The sequence below is a fragment of the Burkholderia pyrrocinia genome (assembly GCF_001028665.1).
In the GTDB taxonomy this organism is placed as follows: Bacteria; Pseudomonadota; Gammaproteobacteria; order Burkholderiales; family Burkholderiaceae; genus Burkholderia; species Burkholderia pyrrocinia.
Window position 1 is genome coordinate 1,880,360 of sequence record NZ_CP011504.1, and the last position, 20,499, is coordinate 1,900,858.

The 20,499-nt window shown below is 67.9% G+C and carries 14 protein-coding genes; 7 read left to right on the forward strand and 7 right to left on the reverse strand.

Translation table 11 applies throughout. The features are described from left to right. The first annotated feature begins 49 nt into the window (after positions 1-49). Complete coding sequence (gene mreB / locus ABD05_RS24595) at positions 50-1,084, forward strand: rod shape-determining protein (protein WP_047902634.1); 1,035 nt, start codon at positions 50-52, stop codon at positions 1,082-1,084. A 235-nt stretch (positions 1,085-1,319) separates the two neighbouring features. Then, positions 1,320-1,979 carry a YdcF family protein gene (locus tag ABD05_RS24600; protein WP_047902635.1) on the forward strand — a complete coding sequence of 220 codons (660 nt, stop codon included), beginning with the start codon at positions 1,320-1,322 and terminating at the stop codon, positions 1,977-1,979. Between the two features lie 146 nt (positions 1,980-2,125). Here ABD05_RS24600 and ABD05_RS24605 read toward each other — a convergent pair whose 3' ends face one another. After that, positions 2,126-2,401: a hypothetical protein gene (locus tag ABD05_RS24605; RefSeq protein ID WP_148669136.1), complete on the reverse strand. Its 276-nt coding sequence runs from the start codon at positions 2,399-2,401 to the stop codon at positions 2,126-2,128. Between the two features lie 309 nt (positions 2,402-2,710). On the opposite strand from ABD05_RS24605, the gene ABD05_RS24610 reads away from it, so the two are divergent. From ABD05_RS24610 to ABD05_RS24620, 3 genes are all read left to right on the forward strand, one after another. Beyond that, positions 2,711-9,808 carry an autotransporter-associated beta strand repeat-containing protein gene (locus ABD05_RS24610; protein ID WP_047902637.1) on the forward strand — a complete coding sequence of 2,366 codons (7,098 nt, stop codon included), beginning with the start codon at positions 2,711-2,713 and terminating at the stop codon, positions 9,806-9,808. Positions 9,809-9,976: 168 nt separating this feature from the next. Then, positions 9,977-12,199 carry an amylo-alpha-1,6-glucosidase gene (locus ABD05_RS24615; protein WP_047903775.1) on the forward strand — a complete coding sequence of 741 codons (2,223 nt, stop codon included), beginning with the start codon at positions 9,977-9,979 and terminating at the stop codon, positions 12,197-12,199. Between the two features lie 380 nt (positions 12,200-12,579). Continuing rightward, positions 12,580-12,831: a hypothetical protein gene (locus ABD05_RS24620; RefSeq protein ID WP_047902638.1), complete on the forward strand. Its 252-nt coding sequence runs from the start codon at positions 12,580-12,582 to the stop codon at positions 12,829-12,831. A gap of 507 nt (positions 12,832-13,338) precedes the next feature. Here ABD05_RS24620 and penR read toward each other — a convergent pair. After that, complete coding sequence (gene penR / locus ABD05_RS24625) at positions 13,339-14,229, reverse strand: beta-lactamase transcriptional regulator PenR (protein ID WP_047902639.1); 891 nt, start codon at positions 14,227-14,229, stop codon at positions 13,339-13,341. 134 nt (positions 14,230-14,363) lie between these two features. Between penR and blaPEN-bcc the strand changes: the two genes are divergently transcribed. After that, a complete protein-coding gene (gene blaPEN-bcc, locus ABD05_RS24630; RefSeq protein ID WP_047902640.1) occupies positions 14,364-15,284 on the forward strand; it encodes a PEN family class A beta-lactamase, Bcc-type in 921 nt (306 codons plus the stop codon). 308 nt (positions 15,285-15,592) lie between these two features. Here blaPEN-bcc and ABD05_RS24635 read toward each other — a convergent pair whose 3' ends face one another. From ABD05_RS24635 to ABD05_RS24655, 5 genes are all read right to left on the reverse strand, one after another. Beyond that, positions 15,593-15,793, reverse strand: coding sequence for a DUF805 domain-containing protein (locus ABD05_RS24635; RefSeq protein ID WP_047902641.1), 201 nt, complete (start codon positions 15,791-15,793; stop codon positions 15,593-15,595). Positions 15,794-16,353: 560 nt separating this feature from the next. Continuing rightward, positions 16,354-16,722 carry an antibiotic biosynthesis monooxygenase family protein gene (locus tag ABD05_RS24640; RefSeq protein ID WP_047902642.1) on the reverse strand — a complete coding sequence of 123 codons (369 nt, stop codon included), beginning with the start codon at positions 16,720-16,722 and terminating at the stop codon, positions 16,354-16,356. A gap of 34 nt (positions 16,723-16,756) precedes the next feature. Next, the gene (locus ABD05_RS24645; RefSeq protein ID WP_047902643.1) at positions 16,757-17,203 is read right to left on the reverse strand and encodes a MarR family winged helix-turn-helix transcriptional regulator; all 447 of its coding nucleotides are present in this window, start codon (positions 17,201-17,203) and stop codon (positions 16,757-16,759) included. A 389-nt stretch (positions 17,204-17,592) separates the two neighbouring features. Next, positions 17,593-18,969, reverse strand: coding sequence for an ATP-binding protein (locus ABD05_RS24650; RefSeq protein ID WP_047902644.1), 1,377 nt, complete (start codon positions 18,967-18,969; stop codon positions 17,593-17,595). Continuing rightward, positions 18,966-19,628: a response regulator gene (locus ABD05_RS24655; RefSeq protein ID WP_047902645.1), complete on the reverse strand. Its 663-nt coding sequence runs from the start codon at positions 19,626-19,628 to the stop codon at positions 18,966-18,968. Before ABD05_RS24655 ends, ABD05_RS24650 begins: the two co-directional genes overlap by 4 nt. Before the next feature lie 516 nt (positions 19,629-20,144). Here ABD05_RS24655 and ABD05_RS24660 point away from each other — a divergent pair. Next, positions 20,145-20,498, forward strand: a complete 354-nt coding sequence (locus tag ABD05_RS24660; protein ID WP_047902646.1) for a YgiW/YdeI family stress tolerance OB fold protein — start codon at positions 20,145-20,147, stop codon at positions 20,496-20,498. Position 20,499 lies beyond the last annotated feature (1 nt).

Consider the following 20,499-nt stretch of genomic DNA (forward strand, 5'->3'; position numbering starts at 1 on the left):
CGGGGATGCGCCGGGGTCGTCCCGGCCCTTTCGCTCACAAAGGTTTGATATGTCGACACCGCTGTTCGGAAAGTTGTTTGCGCAACCCGTTGCGATCGACCCTGGAACGGCGAGTACGCAGATCTATACGCACGAGCGCGGCGTGGTGCTGAACCAGCCGTCGGTCGTCTGCTTCCGCAAGGCCGGCGCGGCCGATGCGCGGCCGACGCTCGAGGCGGTCGGCGAGCTCGCGAAGGCGCTGCTCGGCCGCGAACCGGGGCATCTCGAAGCCGTGCGGCCGATGCGGCACGGCGTGATCGCCGACGCGCACGCGGCCGAGCAGATGATCCGCAGCTTCATCGACATGTCGCGCACGCGTTCGCGCTTCGGCCGCCGCGTCGAGGTCACGCTGTGCGTGCCGTCCGATGCGACGGCCGTCGAGCGCCGCGCGATCCGCGAGGCCGCGTTCGCGGCCGGCGTGTCGGAGGTCGAACTGATCGAGGAATCGCTGGCTGCCGGGCTCGGCGCCGGCCTGCCGGTGACCGAACCGGTCGGCTCGATGGTCATCGACATCGGCGGCGGGACGACCGAAGTCGCGGTCATCGCGCTCGGCGGCATCGTCTATCGCGAGGCGATCCGCGTCGGCGGCAACCAGTTCGACGCGGCGATCGTCAACCATGTCCGCAACCTGTACGGCGTGCTGCTCGGCGAGCAGACGGCCGAGCACGTGAAGAAGACGATCGGCTCGGCCACCAGTGCGGTGCCGCGCACGTCGACGCGCGCGGTCGGGCGCAGCATCGGCGACGGCCTGCCGCGCTCGATCGAGCTGTCCAACCACGACGTTGCGGACGCGCTGGCCGCGCCGCTCAAGCAGGTGATCGGCGCGGTGAAGTCGGTGCTCGAAAACGCGCCGGCCGAACTCGTGACCGACATCGCGAATCGCGGCGTGGTGCTGACGGGCGGCGGCGCGCTGCTCGCTGATCTCGAGCGCCTGCTGTACGACGAGACAGGGGTGATCGCGCGGATCGCCGACGAGCCGGCCACCTGCGCGGTCCGCGGCGCAGGCGAGGCGATGGGGCGGCTCGCGATGTGTCCGGCCGATTGACGCGGTTCGGGCCGGGCCGCGCATCACTGCGCAGCGGCGCCATTCATATTCCTTCGATCTCCGTATTGCCGGCCCGCCTTCGCGCGCAAAGCGCATCGATCCTCTTTCCAGCAGGTCGGTAACGGTCCGGCATCGTTCGGTCGCGTGGACGCGCGCGAGCGCGCCGTGCTAGCGTTACGCGCCCATGCCGGGCCGGGCCAGCCGATACGCCCGACGACCTGAGAGACCGAGAACCTTGAAATACCAAACCAAACGGGGCTTTGCGGCCCGAGCGGGCCGCTTGCTGGCCGTCATCGCGTGCATCTGGGCCGCCGCGGCCGTCGCGCTCGTCGTGTCCGGGATGCGGATGCCGAGCGAACCGGCCGACGTTGCCGTGATCTTCGGCAATGCGCTCGACGATACGGGCGCGCCGAAGCCCGTGCTCGCGGCCCGGCTCGACGTCGGCGTGCGCTGCTACCGCACGGGGCAGTGCCCGGCGTTTCTGGTCAGCGGCGCAATCGACGGCCCCGGGCTGAACGAAGCGACGGCCATGCGCGACTATCTCGTGGCGCGCGGCGTACCGGCCGACCGGATCGCTGTCGACGACCAGGGCGACAACACGCTCGCGACCGCGCAGCACACGCTTGCGTACCTGCAGGCGCACCGCCTGTCGCGCGTGCTGATCGTCAGTCAGTACTACCACCTTGCGCGGGCGCGCCTCGCGTTCGAGCGCGTCGGCATCGCGCGGGAGAACATCTACGCCGCGTATCCGCACCGCTTCCAGTTGCGCGATGTCTACTCGAGCTGGCGCGAAGTGCCGGCCTACGCGGTCTATGCGGTGCGTCTGTGGGTGAATCCCGATGCGCGGCCGGTCTCGTTCCGGCCGATGCTTTACCTGTTGAGCCTGTTTTCGTAACGCGGTGTACGGGGGGGCGAACGCCCCCGGCGTCTGATTTTCTCCGTCCTGCTTTCCTGCCGTTTCACGGCGGATGCGGCACGCCTTCTTTTCTCGCCGGCCGAACGGATGTCATTGGCGACCAACCCGTGATAACGATTCGCGTTTCAGGTCTTATACAAGACGGAAATCGAAACGATTTTGCTGAGTGTATAAAAATCCGGTTTTAATTTTATTATTAAGCGGATACTTATTATCTGTGTCGGCAGTTTGTTGGAATGAAAATATTGCGCTGCAAAAATCACGTCTCTTGAATTGAGGCCGTATATCAGCGTTTCCACGGATGCGGCAATTTCGATGTTTTTGAGAACGGTCAAAATAAGCCGGCAGAAAAACTGCTGGATGCTACCGCGCATACGCGCAGCGGCGGGTAAAAAATACATGCTCGTTGATCCTTGATCCGATAGGTAAACATCGACTGGAAAATGGCGTCGGTTTGATATAGCCTTGTCTGACAAAAAGCAGGGCAGTAATCAAATCAACCAGAAAATCGCTGCATAAAATCAGGGGCCACCGTCATGTCGTTCGGCTAGTTTCACGTCCGCAACCCGGGGTATATCAAAACATTCATCCGTGAGTAAACCGACGTCGCATTGCGACCGCCGGCGGGCATGCTTTCGTCCGTGATTTTCTGCTGCGTGCAGTCGGATGTGGGCGCAATACCAATACCAAAGTGAAAAGAGAGGGCAAGCATGAACCTTGCGCGTTCGAAAAAAGCCGGCGAGCCGTTCCCGAGACTGCTGTTGCCGACGGGTGTTTTCCTGGCGCTGTCCGGCGCCGGCATCGTTCCCGCCCAGGCGACCTGCAGCACCGCAGGCACCACGGTGACCTGTTCCGGCGTCGCGAACCCGCTGCAGCCGAGTTACTCGAACAGCGCGAACAACATAAATGCGACGGTCAACCCGGGCGCGAGCGTCGGCGTGCTGCTCGGCGTCGGCGGTACCGCGATGTCGCTGACCGGCAACAACAATACACTGACCAACAACGGCACGATCGATCCTTCCGCGCTCGGCTCGGGGCTCGGCGTGCTGTCGAGCGGGGCGGTGATCGGCAACGCATCGGCGAGCGCGAACACCACCGTCATCAACAACGGCACGATGAACGGCTCGACCGGCGTGGCGATCAGCGGCGTGACGGGCATGGCGCTGTCGGTCCAGAACGGCACCGGCGGCACGTCGCACATCACGAACACCGGCACGATCGGGTCCAACCCGCTGGTCGGTGCGATCCTCGTCGGCGCCGACGCGCCCGTGGTCGCCGCGTACGGCGGCGGCCAGGTCAATATGTCGAACAGCGGAACGATCAACGGCCGCGTATCGTTCGGCTCGAACGGCACGCCCGGGCAGGGCAATACGTTCACCAACTCGGGCACGATCAACGGCGGCGTGTCGATGGGCGCGAACAGCAACAACACGTTCAATGCAGTGACCGGCTCGTCGGTCAACACGGCGGGCGGCACCGGCGGCGCGTTCAACATCACGGTCGGTCCGAACACGCTCAACGTGGCGGCGACGGGCGTCGTCGACGGCGGCGCGGGCGGCAACAACACGCTCAATCTGCAGCAGGGCGCCAGCGCGAACGGTACGATCGCGGTCAACAACTACATCAACTTCAACCACCTCGACGTCAACAGCGGCAACTGGACGATCAACGGCGCGTCCACTGCGCAGGATGCGACGCTGAACGGCGGCGTCGCGATCATCAACAACAACGCATCGCTCGGCACCGGCAACATCACGGCAAATGGCGGCGCGCTGCAGGCGGGCACGGCGGGGCTCAACGTCGCCAACGGCGTGACGCTCAATGCCGCCGGGCTGACGGTGCAGGGCGCGACCGGGCTCGCACTGTCGGGCACGGTGTCGGGCGTAGGCGCGCTGACGAAGAATGACGGCGGCACGCTGACGCTGTCCGGTGCGAACACGTACACGGGCGGCACGAACCTGAACGGCGGCGGCCTGGTCGTCGGCGACAATGCTTCGCTCGGCACGGGCGCGCTGAACGTCAACACGAACGCGTCGCTCGACACGAGCGCAAACGTGACGCTCAACAACACGGTCAATCTCGCCACCGGTACGACGCTGACGCTCGGCGGCAGCAACAATCTCGGGCTGGCCGGCTCGATCGGCGGAGCCGGCGGCCTCGTGAAGAACGGCGCGGCGACGACCACGCTGACCGGCGCGAACACGTACACCGGCGACACGACGATCAACAGCGGGACGCTGGCGCTGGGCGCGGGCGGCAGCCTGGCGTCGACGGGCACGGTCAACCTGACCGGCGCGGGCGCGACGTTCGACGTGAGCAACGCGTCGGGCGCGCAGACGATCGGCTCGCTGGCGGGCGCGGCCGGCACGAACGTGAGCCTCGGCGGCAATTCGCTGACGCTCAACGGCAGCGTCAATGCGACCTATGCCGGCACGATCGGCGGGGCGGGCAGCGTGACGTTGTCAGGCACCGGCACGCAAACGCTGACGGGCACGAACACGTATACGGGCGGCACGAACCTGAACGGCGGCAACCTCGCCGTCGGCAGCAATACGGCGCTCGGCACCGGCGCAGTGAACGTCAACGGTTCGTCGACGCTCGATGCAACCACCAACGTGTCGCTCGCGAACGGCGTCAACATCGCGACGGGCACCACGCTGACGCTCGCCGGCAGCACCGGTCTCGGCCTGGGCGGCGTGATCGCCGGCGGCGGCGGCCTCGTGAAGAACGGCGCAGCAGCGGTGACGCTGTCCGGCGCGAACACCTATACCGGCGGCACGACGCTGAATGCCGGCGGGCTCGTGCTCGGCAACGGCTCGGCGCTCGGCACCGGCGCGCTGACCGTCGGCGGCGCGGCGACGCTCGATACGACCACGAACCTGTCGGTCGGCAACGCGATCGATCTGGGCACGGGCGCCGCGCTGACGCTTGGCGGCAGCAACGCCCTCGGGTTGAGCGGCGCGATTTCCGGCGCGGGCAGCCTCGTGAAGAACGGCGCGGCGACCACGACGCTGACCGGTGCGAACACGTATACGGGCGGCACGACGATCAACGCGGGCACGCTGGCGCTCGGCACGGGCGGCAGTCTCGCGGCAACGGGCACGGTGAATCTCGCCAACGCCGGTGCGGCGCTCGACATCAGCACGGGCGGTGCGCAGGCGATCGGCGCACTGTCGGGCGTGGCAGGTACGAGCGTGAGCCTCGGCGGCAATGCGCTGACGCTCGGCGGCACGGCCAGCGGCACCTTCAGCGGCGCGATTGGCGGGACGGGCAGCCTGACGCTGTCCGGCACCGGCACGCAGACGTTGAACGGCGCGAGCACCTACTCGGGCGGCACGAACCTGAACAGCGGCAGCGTCGTGCTCGGCAACAACGCGGCGCTCGGCACGGGCGCGCTGACGGTCGGCGGCGCGGCGACACTCGATACGAATACGAGCGTGACGGTCGCGAACGCGGTCAATCTCGCCGGCACCGGCTCGACGCTGACGCTCGGCGGCAGCAACGCCCTCGCGCTGAGCGGCGGGATATCCGGCGCGGGCAGCCTCGTGAAGAACGGCGCGGCGACGACGACACTGACCGGCGCAAACACGTACTCGGGCACCACGACGATCAACAGCGGCACGCTGGCGCTTGGCACGGGCGGCAGCTTCGCGACGACGGGCGCGGTAAACCTGACCGGCGCGGGCGCGGCGCTCGACCTGAGCGGCGCAACGGGCGCGCAGTCGCTCGGCGCGCTGTCGGGTGTCGCGGGAACGAACCTCAACCTTGGCGGCAACGCACTGACGCTGGGCGGGACTGCCAGCGGCACGTTCAGCGGCCTGATCGGCGGCGCGGGCAGCCTGACGCTGTCCGGCACCGGCACGCAGACGCTGAACGGCGCGAATACCTATACCGGCGGCACCAACCTGAACAGCGGCGGCCTCGTGCTCGGCAACGGCTCGGCACTCGGCACCGGCGCGCTGAACGTCGGCGGCGCCGCGACACTGGATACGAACGCGAGCCTGACGGTCGGCAACGCGGTCAATCTCGGCACGGGCGCGGCGCTCACGCTGGGCGGCAGCAACGCGCTCGGGTTGGGCGGCGCGATCGCCGGTGCGGGCAGCCTCGTGAAGAATGGCGCGGCGACCACCACGCTGACGGGTGCGAACACGTACACGGGCGGCACGACGATCAACGCGGGCACGCTGGCGCTGGGCGCGGGCGGCAGCCTGGCGGCGACGGGCGCGGTGAACCTGGCCGGCGCTGGCGCGACGTTCGACGTGAGCGGTGCAACAGGCGCACAGACGATCGGCGCACTGTCGGGCATCGCCGGTACGAACGTGAACCTCGGCGGCAACGGGCTGACGCTGAGCGGGACCGCCAGCGGCACCTTCGGCGGTGCGATCGGCGGCACCGGCGGCCTGACGCTGTCGGGAACCGGCACGCAAACGCTGACGGGTGCGAATACGTACACCGGCGGCACGACGATCGACGGCGGCAGCACGCTTGCGCTGGGTGCAGGCGGCAGCCTTGCATCGACCGGCACGGTGAATCTCGCCGGCGCGGGCGCGACGTTCAACCTGAGCGGCGCATCGGGCGCGCAGACGATCGGCGCGCTGACCGGCGCGGCCAGCACGAACGTGAACCTGGGTGGCAACGGGCTGACGTTGAGCGGCGGCGGCAATCATACGTTCGGCGGGGCGATCGGCGGCACGGGTGGCGTCACGCTCGCCGGCGCGGGCACGCAAACGCTGACGGGCGCGAACACCTACACCGGCGGCACGACGATCGACGCTGGCAGCACGCTCGCGCTGGGTGCGGGCGGCAGCCTCGCGGCGACGGGCGCGGTGAATCTCGCGGGCACGGGTGCGGCGTTCGACGTGAGCGGCGCATCGGGGGCGCAGACGATCGGCGCGCTGTCGGGCGCGGCCGGTACGAACGTGAACCTCGGCGGCAACGGGCTGACGCTGAGCGGGACTGCCAGCGGCACCTTCGGCGGCGTGATCGGCGGCACCGGCGGCGTGACGTTCGCGAGCACCGGCACGCAAACGCTGACGGGCGCGAACACGTACACGGGCGGCACGACGATCGACGGCGGCAGCACGCTCGCGCTGGGTGCGGGCGGCAGCCTCGCGTCGGGGAGTGCGGTGAATCTCGTCGGCGCGGGCGCGACGTTCAACCTGAGCGGGGCATCGGGCGCGCAGACGATCGGCACGCTGACCGGCGCGGCCAGTACGAACGTGAACCTGGGCGCGAATGCACTGACGCTGAACGGCAGCGGCAACGGCACGTTCGGCGGCGCGATCGGCGGCACCGGCGGCGTCACGTTCGCGGGCACCGGCACGCAAACGCTGACGGGTGCGAACACGTATTCCGGCGGCACGACGATCAACGGCGGCAGCACGCTCGCGCTGGGCGCGGGCGGCAGCCTCGCGGCGAGCGGCGCGGTGAATCTCGCGGGCACGGGCGCGACGTTCAACCTGGGCGGTGCATCGGGCGCGCAGACGATCGGAGTACTGAACGGTGCGGCCGGCACGAACGTGAACCTGGGTGCCAACGCGCTGACGCTGACCGGCAGCGGCGGGACATTCGGCGGCGCGATCGGCGGGTCGGGCGGCGTGACGTTCGCGGGCGCCGGCACGCAAACGCTGACGGGTGCGAACACGTACACCGGCGGCACGACGATCAACGGTGGCAGCACACTCGCGCTGGGTGCGGGCGGCAGCCTCGCGTCGACGGGCGCGGTGAATCTCGCCGGCTCGGGCGCGGCCTTCGACGTGAGCGGCGCGACGGGCGCGCAGACGGTTGGTGCGCTGTCCGGCGGGGCCGGCACGAATGTGAACCTGGGCGCCAACGCGCTGACGCTGAACGGCGGCGGCACCGCATTCGGCGGCACGATCGGCGGCTCGGGCGGCGTCACGGTGGCGAGCGGCACGCAGGTGCTGACCGGCAGCAACACGTACACCGGCGGCACCACGATCGCGGCCGGCGGCACGCTGCAACTCGGCAACGGCGGCACGTCGGGCAGCATCGCGGGCGACGTCGTCGACAACGGCGCGCTGATCTTCAATCAATCCGGCAACGTGACGGTTGCAAGCGTGCTGTCCGGCACGGGCGCGCTGACGCAGGCCGGCAGCGGGCAACTGACGCTGACGGGCACGAACACGCTGAGCGGCCCGACCACCGTCAGCGCGGGCACGCTCGCCGTCAACGGTTCGCTCGGCCAGTCGGCCGTGACCGTGCAGAACGGCGCGACGGTGACGGGCACCGGCACGATCGGCGGCCTCGTGGTGCAGGGCGGCGCGACGGCGGCCGCATCGCAGCCGGGCGCGGCGCTGAACGTGGCCGGCAACGTCACGTTCCAGCCGGGTTCGACGTTCCAGGTCGCGGCCACGCCGCAGCAAAGCGGCAGCGTCGCCGCGACGGGCACGGCGACGCTGAACGGCGGCACCGTGCAGGTACTCGCGAACCAGAACGGCTACCAGCCGAGCACGACCTACACGATCCTCACCGCGTCGTCGGGCGTGCAGGGTGCGTTCAGCCAGGTGAATGCGAACTACGCGTTCCTGATGCCGACGCTCAGCTACGATCCGGATCACGTGTACCTGCGGCTGGTCGCGAATGGCACGGCGCTGCCTGACGTCGCGACGACGCCGAACCAGCGTTCGGTCGCGACCGCGCTCGGCGGGCTCGGCGCCGGCAACCCGCTGTACGACGCGGTGCTGACGACCGACGCGGGTACTGCGCGCCGCGCATACGGGCTGCTCGACGGCGAACTGCAGGCGAGCCTGAAGAGCATGCTGCTGCTCGACAGCCGTTATGTGCGCGATGCGGTAACCGATCGCGTCCGCCAGGGTCTCGCGCCTGGATCGGGCCCGCTCGCGGCGCTGTCGTCGGGCGGCGCCGCGCTGTGCGGCGACAACACGGCCGGCGTGGTCGATCCGACGCTGCCGCCGGAACGCCGGATCGGTTCGCGCGATGGCTGTTATGGCGGCACGCCTTACCAACCGGTCGTCTGGGGGCAGGCGTTCGGCGGCCGCAGCCGGCTCGCCGGCGACGGCAACGCATCGACGATCAACCGCAGCATGACCGGCTTCATCGCCGGCGCCGACATGGCGCTCAACGACAAGTGGCGTGCGGGCCTGGCGGCGGGCGTCACGCACAGCTCGCTCGACAACGACCAGAGCGCGTCGGCGTCGGTGAACAGCTACTACCTGTCGCTGTACGGCGGCGCGCAGTACGGGCCGCTCGGCGTGCGCGGCGGCGCGTCGTATACGTGGTACCGGATCAACAGCGACCGTAATCCGGCCTTCGCGGGCTTCTCCGATCACGATTCGGCCGGCTACAACGCGAATTCGGCGCAGGTGTTCGGCGAAGTCGGCTATGCGCTGCCGGTCGGGCCCGTCGCGATCGAACCGTTCGCGGGCCTCGCGTATGTCAACCTGCATACCGACGGTTATACGGAAAGCGGCGGCGCGGCAGCGTTGCGCGCCGGCGGCGAGACGACCCACGTCGGCTTCTCGACGCTCGGCTTGCGCGCGGCGTCGCAGCTCGGCTCGGTCGGGAGTGGCACGATCACCGCACGCGGGACGGTCGGCTGGCGCCATGCGTTCGGCAACGTGCGGCCTTCGTCGACGTTCACGTTCGCGAACGGCGGCACGTCGTTCCAGGTGTCGGGCGTGCCGATTGCGCGCGACAGTGCGGTGCTCGAAGCCGGCATCGACGCGAACATCACGAAGCGCCTGACGCTCGGCCTCACGTACAGCGGCCAGTACGGCAGCGGCGTGCGCGACAACGCGGTGCTCGGCAACATCCTGTGGAAGTTCTGACCGGCGCGTAACACGCCCACATCGGCGCCGGCCCGCGACGCCCTGCGGCGACGGCAACGTCGCATGGCGTCGCGGCCGTTGCGTCGCTGCGCACGTCCCCCGTTCTGGCCTATCCTGTGCGAAACACGCGACGCGCGCCGCGCGTTGCGCCTCGACACAGGAGCATCGATGCCGAATCACGCCGAAGCCACGACGACGCAGGCGCCGCAAGTCGCGCCTGCTGCCCCGACCCCAGCGTCGGGCCCCGCATTCATCGCGCCCGAAGCCGATCCGCAGGTGCTCGCGCGCAACAACCAGTACGTGCTGAAATCCGGCGCCGCGTTCGTGGTCGGCGACGCGCTCGGCGACATCGGCGGTCACGACGACGGCCTGTTCGTCGACGACATGCGCGTGCTGTCCAAATGGCGCCTGACGTTCGGCGGCCGCGCGCCGTCGCTGCTGTCGGGCGCGACGAGCGCCGACAACGCATCGTTCACCGCACACCTGACGAACCGCCCGCTGCCGCCGCTCGGCGGCCGCGAGACGCCCGAGGGCGTGATCCATATCGAGCGGATGCGCGTGCTCGCGGGCGACGTGCTGTACGAAGCGCTGACGCTGACGAACTACGGCGCGAGCGAAGCCGAGGTGCCGCTGTCGCTGTCGTTCGCGGCCGATTTCAAGGACATGTTCGAGGTGCGCGGCACGCAGCGCCCGAAGCGCGGCACAGTCGTTGCTCCGCGCGTCGACGCGGGCGCGGTGCGGCTGCGCTACGACGGTCTGGACAGCGTCGAGCGCAACGTGACCGTGCATTTCTCGCCGGCGCCCGACGCGCTGTCGGTCGATCGCGCCGACTACACGCTGACGATCGCCGCGCAGGCGTGCGTGTCGATCTACCTGACCGTCGACGCGACGCTCGGCCCGGCGCACAGCGAAGCGCCCGGGTGCGGCCGCGTCGCGCTGCGCACCGCGCTCGTCGGCGTGCACCGCGAGATGCGTGCGCGGCGCGAGTCGATGGCACGCGTGAACACCGGTAATCCGCTGTTCGACGCGTGGCTCGACCGTTCGCTCGCGGATCTCGGGCTGCTCACGACGCAACTCGACACGGGGCCGTATCCGTATGCGGGCATTCCGTGGTTCTCGACGCCGTTCGGCCGCGACGCAGTGATCACGTCGCTGCAGATGCTGTGGCTGCAGCCGTCGCTCGCACGCGGCGTGCTGCGTTTCCTGGCCGAGCACCAGGCGCGCGAGACGTCCGCGTTCCGCGATGCGGAGCCCGGCAAGATCATGCACGAGTTCCGCCGCAGCGAGATGGCCGCGACGGGCGAGGTGCCGTTCGCGCTCTACTACGGCGGCGTCGACACGACTCCGCTGTTCATCGTGCTGGCCGGCGCGTATGTCGAACGCACCGGCGACGATGCGCTGATCGACGAGCTGTGGCCCGCGCTCGAGCGCGCCGCGCAATGGGTGATCGACAAGTGCGACCGCAATCCTTACGGACTGCTCGATTATCAGCGCACGTCGGAGCGCGGCTTGGCGAACCAGGGCTGGAAGGACAGCCACGATTCGGTGTTCCATGCGGACGGCCGCTTCCCCGACGGGCCGGTCGCGCTCGTCGAGGTGCAGGCCTACGCATGTGCGGCGCTCGATGCGATGTCCGAATGCTCGCACCGGCGCGGCCACGCGGCCGACGCCACGCGCTACGCGCTGCGTGCGAAGACGCTGCGCGAGCAGGTCGATGCGCTGTTCTGGATGCCGGAAGGCGATTTCTACGGGATCGCGCTCGATGGTCATGGCGACCTGTGCCGCGTGTTCGCATCGAACGCGGGCCACCTGCTCGCGTTCGGGCTGCCCGATGCCGAGCGGGGCGCGGCGGTCGCCGGCGTGCTCGGCTCGACGCTGTTCCAGACGGGCTGGGGCATCCGCACGCTGGCGGCCGGCCAGCCGCGCTTCAACCCGATGGCGTATCACAACGGCTCGGTGTGGCCGCACGACAATGCGCTGATCGCACGCGGCCTCGCGCGCTACGGCGACAAGACGGCCGCGGTGAACCTGCTGCGCGCGCTGTTCGAGGCGGCGGTGAGCTTCGAGATGCGCTTGCCCGAGCTGTTCTGCGGGTTCCCGCGCCGGCGCGGCGAACCGCCGACCGCGTATCCGGTCGCGTGCCTGCCGCAGGCGTGGGCGGCCGGTGCGCCGTTCATGATGCTGCAGGCGTGCCTCGGCGTGAGCATCGATGCGTCGCGCCACGAGGTGCGCGTCGAGCGCCCGGCGTTGCCGGAAGGTGTCGACTGGTTGCGGATCGACGCGCTGCGCGTCGGCGACGAAACCGTGTCGCTGACGTTCCGCCGCGTCGACGGCCAGGTCGTCGCGTCGGCGGAGCAGCCGGGCCGTGTGAAGGTGGTCGCGGTGCTTTAGGGCCTGTTCCCGCTAATAACGGGCTTGCGAACGTGCGTTGCCGGCTGCAGTGCAAGAAGCAAGGAGCGCCGTTTGGCCGAGCCAAACAAGCGACGCGCGACGCCGCAATGCGGCCGGCAACGCACGTTCCCCTGTTTGGAAAAAATCATTCGTGGGGCTGGCCCCCAGAAGGGCCGATCGCCGCGTCATGCTCCTTGCGAATACGTCGAGTATTCGCTTCGTCGCAGTCCTTGCGCTCGGCCCTTCTGGGGGCCAGCGCAAGCCCGTTATTAGCGGGAACAGGCCCTGGCGCGGCGCGAACGTTGCGCGATGTCGCGCCACGTTCGCGCGCAGCGGCATAGAATCGTGACATGACCCTTGAACGATGGCGGAGGTAGACGATGACGACCGACAACCGGCCCGACGACGGCGAGCAGAAGCTCGAGAATCTGGAAGCGGCGGTCGACCACCTGCACAAGTCGATCGAATCGCAGAGCATCGCGGTCGGCGCGGCGAAGGGCATCCTGTTCAGCCTGATCGAAACGCTCGGCGCACTGATCGGCGATCCCGACCTGCCCGAGCATGCGCGCTCGGGCTACCAGGCGCTGCGCGACAAGGCGAGCGAATTGCGCGGCGGGCTCGACCGGCATTGACGCACGGATTGCGCCGGCGCCCGCCGCACGGGCGGCGCCGGCGCTGCCCGATTCTGCAGACGAAGCACAAAACCCCTTGCGCTCAATGAGTTAGGCCGCCGATGCGCAGGATATCCACAAGCTTGCCAACACAATCTGTGGAGAACCGGCCGGCCTTGGGCAGGGTGCGCGGCGCGTGCCCGGTGCGCGGTTCGAATGCCGTTGCGGTGCCGCACCGTTGACCGGTCAAGGTCCTTGTATCGAATCCCCTTGTGTATCAAGATGTTACGCGCCTGATCTGACGGATATCCACAGGCTTGCCAACAAAATCTGTGGACAACTTGCAATCGATTGCGTCGCATTGGTTGAGGATTCGGCCTGAATGCGATCGGCGTGTGAGGCCCGTGCGCACGGGCTGCCCGATGTGTGCATCGCCACGGTAATTCGTGCGCGATCAAGGGCTTAGGTCCCGGGTACCCAGGATATCCACATCCTTGCCAACACTTTCTGTGGACAAGCGCAGCCTCGTTACGCGGCCGGCGCCGTGTCGGCCGCCTCGGCCGCGATCCAGTCGCGAAAGAGCGTCATCGCGGGCGTGAGCGGTTTCGACTTCAGCGACGTGAGCCAGTAGCCGCCGGCGCGCACGTCGATGTCGAGCGGCCGCGCGAGCAGGCCGAGCTGCAGTTCGCGCGCGAACATGCAGGCCGGCGCAAGCGCGACGCCCGCGCCCTGCATCGCGGCCTCGACCATCAGCCGCGACGAATCGAACACGGGCCCGTTGACCGCCCACGGTTCGAGTTGCGCGGCGTCGAACCAGCCGAGCCATTCGTCGGTGCGGTAGGAGCGCAGCAGCGTTTCATTGGCGAGATCCGCCGGCTGCGCGAGGCGCCGCGCGATGTCCGGCGCGCACAGCGCGGTGAGCGGCGCATCGAGCAGGCGCTCGTTGCGCGTCGCCGGCCAGTTGCCTTCCCCGAAGCGGATCGCGAAGTCGAGACCCTCGGCGGCGAGGTCGACGACGTTGTTGTTGGTCCGCAGCCGCAGCTCGACGAATGGGTGCGTGTCGCTGAACTGTTTCAGCCGCGGCATTAGCCAGCCTATGGCAAAGGTGCCGACGACGCCGAGCGTCAGCACCTCGCGGAATCGCCCGCCGTCGAACTGCTTGAGCACCGTCTCGATGCGGCTGAACGCATCGCTCAACACGGGCAGCAGCGCGCGCCCTTCGTCGGTGAGCCCGAGCCCGCGCGGCAACCGCGTGAACAGCGTGCAACCGAGCCGTTCCTCGAGCGAGCGCACCTGCTGGCTGACCGCGGCCTGGGTCACGCTCAGCTCGAGGCCGGCGCGCGTGAAGTTCAGGTGGCGCGCAGACGATTCGAACGCGCGCAGCGCATTGAGCGGAAGATGAGGGCGGAGCGTCGTCATAAGATTTTCTTTCGTCAGCGCTCAATTATCGTTGCTTGTCAGGCAACCGTAAAGTCCCGATAGTGCTGTCTCGGCGGCCGGCCGTTTTCAACACCAACACCATTTCGCGTCCATTCCATCACGAGACAACCGACATGACCTACTCATCGAAACGTCGAACCCTGTTGCTGGCCGCCGCGACGGCGCCGCTCGTCCTGACCGTCACCGCGTGCGCGTCGTCGCAGACCGCCGCGCCGGACGAGGCCGCGATGCCGGACGTGGCAGCCGTGGCGGCCGCGGCGACGTTTGCCCAACTCGAACGCGACGCGGGCGGCCGTCTCGGCGTGTGTGCGATCGACGCCGCGAGCGGCCGGCGCGTCGAGCATCGCGCCGACGAGCGCTTCCCGTTCTGCAGCACGTTCAAGGCGATGCTGAGTGCGGCGGTGCTCGCGCAGAGCGTCGCGCGTCCGGGATTGCTGCAACAGCGCGTGACGTACGGAAAGGCCGATCTCGTCAACTATTCGCCGGTGACGGGAAAGCATGTCGACACGGGCATGACGGTCGCCGAATTGTGCGAGGCCACGATCCAGTACAGCGACAACGCGGCCGCGAATCTGCTGATGAAGCTGATCGGCGGCCCGTCGGCGGTGACTGCATACGCGCGCTCGATCGGCGACAGCACGTTCCGGCTCGATCGATGGGAGACCGAACTGAATACCGCATTGCCGGGCGACCTGCGCGACACGACGACGCCCGCCGCGATGGCCGCCAGCATGCGCGTGCTGACGCTCGGCGATGCGTTGCCGGCCGCGCAGCGTGCGCAGCTCGTTGCCTGGCTGCGCGGCAACAAGGTCGGCGACAAGCGGATTCGCGCGGGCGTGCCGGCAGGGTGGACGGTCGGCGACAAGACGGGCACCGGCGACTACGGGACGACGAACGACGCGGGCGTCGTGTGGTCGCCGTCGCGTGCGCCGATCGTGCTGGTCGTGTACTACACGCAGGCGCATGCCGATGCGCGGCCGAAGGAAGATGTGATCGCCGACGTCGCGCGCGTCGTGGTCGAGGCGCTCGGTTGAGCAGGGCGGTGCGGCGTGCGCGACGGGATGCGCACGCACGCCGTGCCGCAGTCGTGACCCGCGCGGCCAAACGTTGTGCGATCAACGACTTAGCGCACGCATGCTCAGGATATCCACATGCTTGCCAACAAAAATTGTGGACAAGCCTGCGAGCGGCCGCGTTCGTCGTGATTCACGCCGTCGTGCCGCGTTTGAAGCGGCGCGGACAAAGTCTTACGGATCAAGTGCTTGGCTGCGGTATGCGCAGGCTATCCACATGCTTGCCAACAAAATCTGTGGACAAGCCTGTTCGTCCGTCGCCCCGGCAGTCAGCCTTGCCGATCGTCGACGGTGGGCCAGCGCGCGAACGCGAACACCCACAACATGATGAAGTTCAGGACCGGGACGAACATCGTCAGGATCCACCAGCCCGAATGCCCGGTGCGCCGGACGATGCGGACATACGGATAGACGACGACGGCGACAAGCACGAGCGAGACGAGCAACTGCCACGCGGTGAAGTGTTCCATGGCCTTCCTCGGAGTGAGATGTCGTGATGCGGTGCCGGCGAACGGCCGGCCCGTTGCGCCGACGCGCGAGTCCGGCGATGCGCGGCTGCGTGCGGCTCGCGTGATAGTGACGCGTGGCGGGCGCGAGCGTCAAGGCGCGGGTGGCGCACTACTGTGGCGCCGGATCGTCCGTATCGGCGCAGGCTCGCGCGTCGCGTTGCCGAAACGGTGACGCGGCGCATGAACCATTGGCCGATCAACGAGTTAGCGCATGCTTGCGCAGGATATCCACAAGCTTGCCAACAAAATCTGTGGGTAAGTTATGCGGCACGCGTGCAACGATCGTGTTGTGCGCCGTCGTGGCGTCGTGATGCGAAGTGCGGCGAAGCGGCACGCGCAAAGGTCGTCGCGCGCGCCTCGTCTGCATCACGCGTGCCAAAGTCCATCGGATCAAGGGTTTAGCGTTGCGGTGCGCAGGATATCCACAAGCTTGCCAACATTTTCTGTGGAGAACTGCGCGTTCGCGATCGGCGGGCACGACACCGACCGATGCCACGTGTTGCCTCGATTCGCGCGGGCGCTCACGCCGTGCAGATACCGGTCACGCCGACTTTCTGGAACAGGTGCGGGCTGGCTACGGCGGACGACGGATAGGCCGAGAGCTTGGCGACGAACTCGGGATGCGTGAACGCCGCGCGAAACGCGTGAGTCGATTCCCAGATCGCGTGGTTCAGGTAAGTCGGACTGTCGCCGAGCGCGCGATGAAGCTGCGTCGAGATGAATCCCGGCTGCCGTTTCATGAATTCGGCGTCGTCCTTCCACACGGCCAGAAAGTCCGCTTCGTCCGCGGGATCCAGCGTGAACACGTTGACGAGAACGACCGGCTCCGCGGCGATGCCGAGCTGCTGCTGGATCGGAAAGTTCGGATCCATCGGTTTGAACTGGGACATGGGAACTCCTGTGGGTCGTGGGTTAACCGCGTGATCACGCGTGGCCATCCTGGCCATGCGCGCTCGACATTGCCGACAGAACGCGAATCGCCGCATCCAGGTCGGCCGAACTGAAGTCGCCAGCGATGTCGCGAACGTGCTGTTGCCATTGCCCGACCACGGCCTGATAGGCCGTATCGCCGCGTGGTGTCAGCGCATACAGCGGCGAGCGCTTGTGCGCCGGGTTGGGCAGCGACCGGACCAGCCCATCGTCGACCAGCACGTTGATCTGTTTCAGCACGGCCTGCCGCGTGATGCCCATCGCACCGGCAATCTGAGGGATGTTCGGAGGTTCCGGCGCCATCGAGATGGCGCCCAGCACCTGCCAGCGCGCACTGGTCAAGCCGTGCGGCCCGGCAAAGGCATTGCCCCATTCGATCAGCAGGCCGTTCAACCGGAATACGGACAGCGCGACGGCGGTCAACTTCGCGGATTTCGTCATACCCAATAAACGTGATGAATTGACAACTACTTTACGCAAACGACAACTGGTTGTCAAATAAGTGTGTGCGTCATCGAACGTGATCGTTCATGAAGAGGACCGAACCCGACCCAAGCCGGACGACCATCCGCCGGGTCTTCTGTATTGCTACGTGGAGAAGTGCGCCAGCGTCCTCGAAACCTCGACCGGCCTGCGGGTCGAGCGGATCGTCCATGTCAATTGGGTCGAGGGTGTGGCGGCGGCGCGCATGCGCGTATTCGCGGCCGCATGGCGCATTTGCCGCGCACGCCTGACAAACCCTTTCCGATCAATGGCTTGGTGCCGTTAATGGAAGGTTGTCCACAAGCTTGCCAACATAATCTGTGGACAAGCTGCCTGTCACGCGCGCATCAGGCTGGTGCAGGAAAGCGCACCGTGACAGTGAGCCCGCGTCCGCCGCGCGTGGTGCCGAGCGCGACCGTCGCGCGATGCTGTTCGGCGATCCGCTTGACGATCGACAGCCCGAGCCCGCTACCCGACGACGTGACCGCCTGCGCACCCTCGCCGCGATAGAAGCGCTCCCACACGTCGGTGCGCTCGGCTTCCGGGATCCCGGGGCCGTCGTCGGCGACTTCGAGCACGGGCGACGTGCCGTCGATGTGCGCGGACACGTCGACGCGCGCGCCGTCGCCCGCATAGCGGATCGCGTTGTCGACGAGATTGTTCAGCAGCACGCGCAGCGTGTCGAGATTGCCCGCGGCCATCACGGGCGCGGCGACGATCGCGCCGAGATCGATCCGGTGCGCGTCGGCGACACGCGCTCGGTCCGCGACCACCGACCGGCACAGCGCGGCGAGATCGACGGGCGCAGATGCGGACGTGGCCGCTTGCGCATCGGGTTCGAGACGCGCGAGCGTCAGCAACTGTTCGGCGAGGTGGCCGAGGCGCGTCGTGCCTGCATGGATTTGCGCAAGGATGCGCTCGCGCTCTTCGGCGGTCGCCGCGCGCCGCAGCAAATTCGACTGGATCGACAGCCCCATGATCGGCGTGCGCAGCTCGTGCGCGGCATCGGCGATGAAGTGCCGCTGCAGCGTGAACGAGCGGTCGAGTCGCGCGAGCAGGTCGTTGATCGCTTCGGCGAGCGGCCGGACTTCGTTCGGCATCGAGGCGACGTCGACCGGTTCAAGGTTGTTCGCATTCCTGCGCTTCAGGCCGGATGCGATCGTGCGCAGCGGTCGCAGCCCCGCGCCGATGCCGAACCACAGACCGATCGCCAGCACCGGCAGCATCGAGAACACCGGCCACAGCAGGTGCACGGCGATGCCCGCGATCGCTTCCCATCGCGCATGCCGCGCCTGCGCGAGCCGGATCGTCGTGCCGCCGCGCTCGGTCACGTAAGTGCGCCACGGCTGGCCGCCGACGTCGACGCTCGCGATGCCCTTCTGCGCGGGCGGCGGCAGCGTCGAATCGCGGTCGGTCGAATACACGAGCGTGCCGTTGCGCCAGACCTGCAGCAGCACGGCATCGGGATCGCTTGCCTCGAAGCGGTGCTTGCCGTTCGCGCGGTTGCTGAACGACAGCTCGCCGTTCGGGCCGACGACGATCTGCTTCGACATGCTGCGCATCTGGTCGTCGAGCAGGTCGTCGAGTTCGCGCAGCGCGCCCCAGTAGGTGCCCGCGCTCGCGACCAGGCCGATCACGCACGCGGCCGGCAGCAGCCACATCAGCAGGCGCCGCCGCAGCGACGTGTTGCGCCAGCGCGCAATCGCGCGTTGCACGCCCGTCATGCGCCGTCACCGATCCGGTAGCCGACGCCGCGCACCGTGCGGATCATGTCGTGGCCGAGCTTCTTGCGCAGGTTGTGGATGTGGACCTGCACCGCATTGCTTTCGATTTCCTCGCCCCAGCTGTACAGCCGCTCCTCGAACTGCTCGCGCGAAATCACCGCACCCGGTTCGCGCATCAGTTCGTGCAGCAGCACGAACTCCTTCGGCGACAGCGGCACTTCGTCGTCGTCGAGCCAGACGAGGTGCTTGACGGGATCGAGCCGCAGCGGGCCGATCGCGAGCGTCGTCTGCGCGCGGCCCGCATGGCGGCGGTTGACCGCGCGGATGCGGGCGAGCAGTTCGTCGAGTTCGAACGGCTTGACGAGGTAGTCGTCCGCGCCGCTGTCGAGGCCGGCGATGCGGTCCGGCACGCCGTCGCGCGCGGTGATGATGATCGCGGGCAGGGTTTCGTCGCGGCGGCGCAGCGCGGCGAGCACCGACAGGCCGTCGCGGTTCGGCAGCCCGAGATCGAGCAGCAGCAGGCCGTAGCCGGTCGAGCGCAGCGCGAGCGACGCGGCGTCGCCGTCCTTCACCCAGTCGACCGCGAAGCCTTCCTGTTTGAGGCCCTGTTCGAGCCCGCTGCCGATCAGCGGATCGTCCTCGACGAGCAGTACGCGCATGGATTCGTGTCTCTTCAACAGGGCGCCGGGCGCCCGGGGTTTTAGGGTCTGTTTACATATGGAACGTACATGCGAATGCCCGAAATCGCTCGTAGGGCAAGGAGCGAGAAGCGCCGTTTGGCCGCGCCAAACAAGCGACGAGCGACGCCGCCATACGGGCGATTTCGGGCATTCCCGTGACATGAATTTTTTAATTTGGGGTTGCCACGAGAACGGCCGCTCGCCGCGTTGCGCTCCTTGCGAATACGTCCAGTATTCGCAGCGTCGCGCGCCTCGCGAGCGGCCGTTCTCGTGGCAACGCATGCACGTTCCATATGTAAACAGACCCTAATGATAAGCGGGCGTGCCTTAGCGGGAGCTTAAACACGGGCGCTTCTGTGCGTTGGCGCACCGGACCGATGCGGCAGCGCGCCGCTTCGGACGGCCTTCAGGTTTGCTTAATCTTACGCTCCGTAATCTCGGGCCGTCGCGTTCAACGAGAGCGCGGCGCACCATCAAACAAGGAGGAACGAGATCATGAAACACCTGACGAGAATCCTGGCTGTCGCGCTCGCCGTGCTGCCTGCCGCCGTCTACGCGGAATATACCGGGCCGTCCGCGCTGACCACGACGACCGTGAAGGAACTGCTTGCGAACGGCAAGGACGATCAGCACGTGCAGTTGCAGGGGCGCATCGTCAAGCATGCCGGCGGCGAGGACTACGAGTTCGCCGACGCGACCGGCACGATCCGCGTCGAGATCGACAACAAGCTGTGGGCGGCCGGCCAGCCCGTCAGCGACAAGAGCGAAGTGAAGCTGACCGGCGAATTCGAGCGCAAATGGTCGGGCAAGGTGAAGGTCGATGCCGACCACGTCGAAGTGCTGCACTGAC

Coding starts and splice junctions, on each gene's coding strand:
- mreB (WP_047902634.1), top strand. CDS start 50: ATGTCGACACCGCTGTTCGGAAAGTTGTTTGCGCAACCCGTTGCGATC.
- ABD05_RS24645 (WP_047902643.1), bottom strand. CDS start 17,203: ATGACGAAATCCGCGAAGTTGACCGCCGTCGCGCTGTCCGTATTCCGG.
- ABD05_RS24660 (WP_047902646.1), top strand. CDS start 20,145: ATGAAACACCTGACGAGAATCCTGGCTGTCGCGCTCGCCGTGCTGCCT.
- ABD05_RS24655 (WP_047902645.1), bottom strand. CDS start 19,628: ATGCGCGTACTGCTCGTCGAGGACGATCCGCTGATCGGCAGCGGGCTC.
- ABD05_RS24605 (WP_148669136.1), bottom strand. CDS start 2,401: ATGTATTTTTTACCCGCCGCTGCGCGTATGCGCGGTAGCATCCAGCAG.
- ABD05_RS24615 (WP_047903775.1), top strand. CDS start 9,977: ATGCCGAATCACGCCGAAGCCACGACGACGCAGGCGCCGCAAGTCGCG.
- ABD05_RS24610 (WP_047902637.1), top strand. CDS start 2,711: ATGAACCTTGCGCGTTCGAAAAAAGCCGGCGAGCCGTTCCCGAGACTG.
- ABD05_RS24620 (WP_047902638.1), top strand. CDS start 12,580: ATGACGACCGACAACCGGCCCGACGACGGCGAGCAGAAGCTCGAGAAT.
- penR (WP_047902639.1), bottom strand. CDS start 14,229: ATGACGACGCTCCGCCCTCATCTTCCGCTCAATGCGCTGCGCGCGTTC.
- ABD05_RS24650 (WP_047902644.1), bottom strand. CDS start 18,969: ATGACGGGCGTGCAACGCGCGATTGCGCGCTGGCGCAACACGTCGCTG.
- ABD05_RS24635 (WP_047902641.1), bottom strand. CDS start 15,793: ATGGAACACTTCACCGCGTGGCAGTTGCTCGTCTCGCTCGTGCTTGTC.
- blaPEN-bcc (WP_047902640.1), top strand. CDS start 14,364: ATGACCTACTCATCGAAACGTCGAACCCTGTTGCTGGCCGCCGCGACG.
- ABD05_RS24640 (WP_047902642.1), bottom strand. CDS start 16,722: ATGTCCCAGTTCAAACCGATGGATCCGAACTTTCCGATCCAGCAGCAG.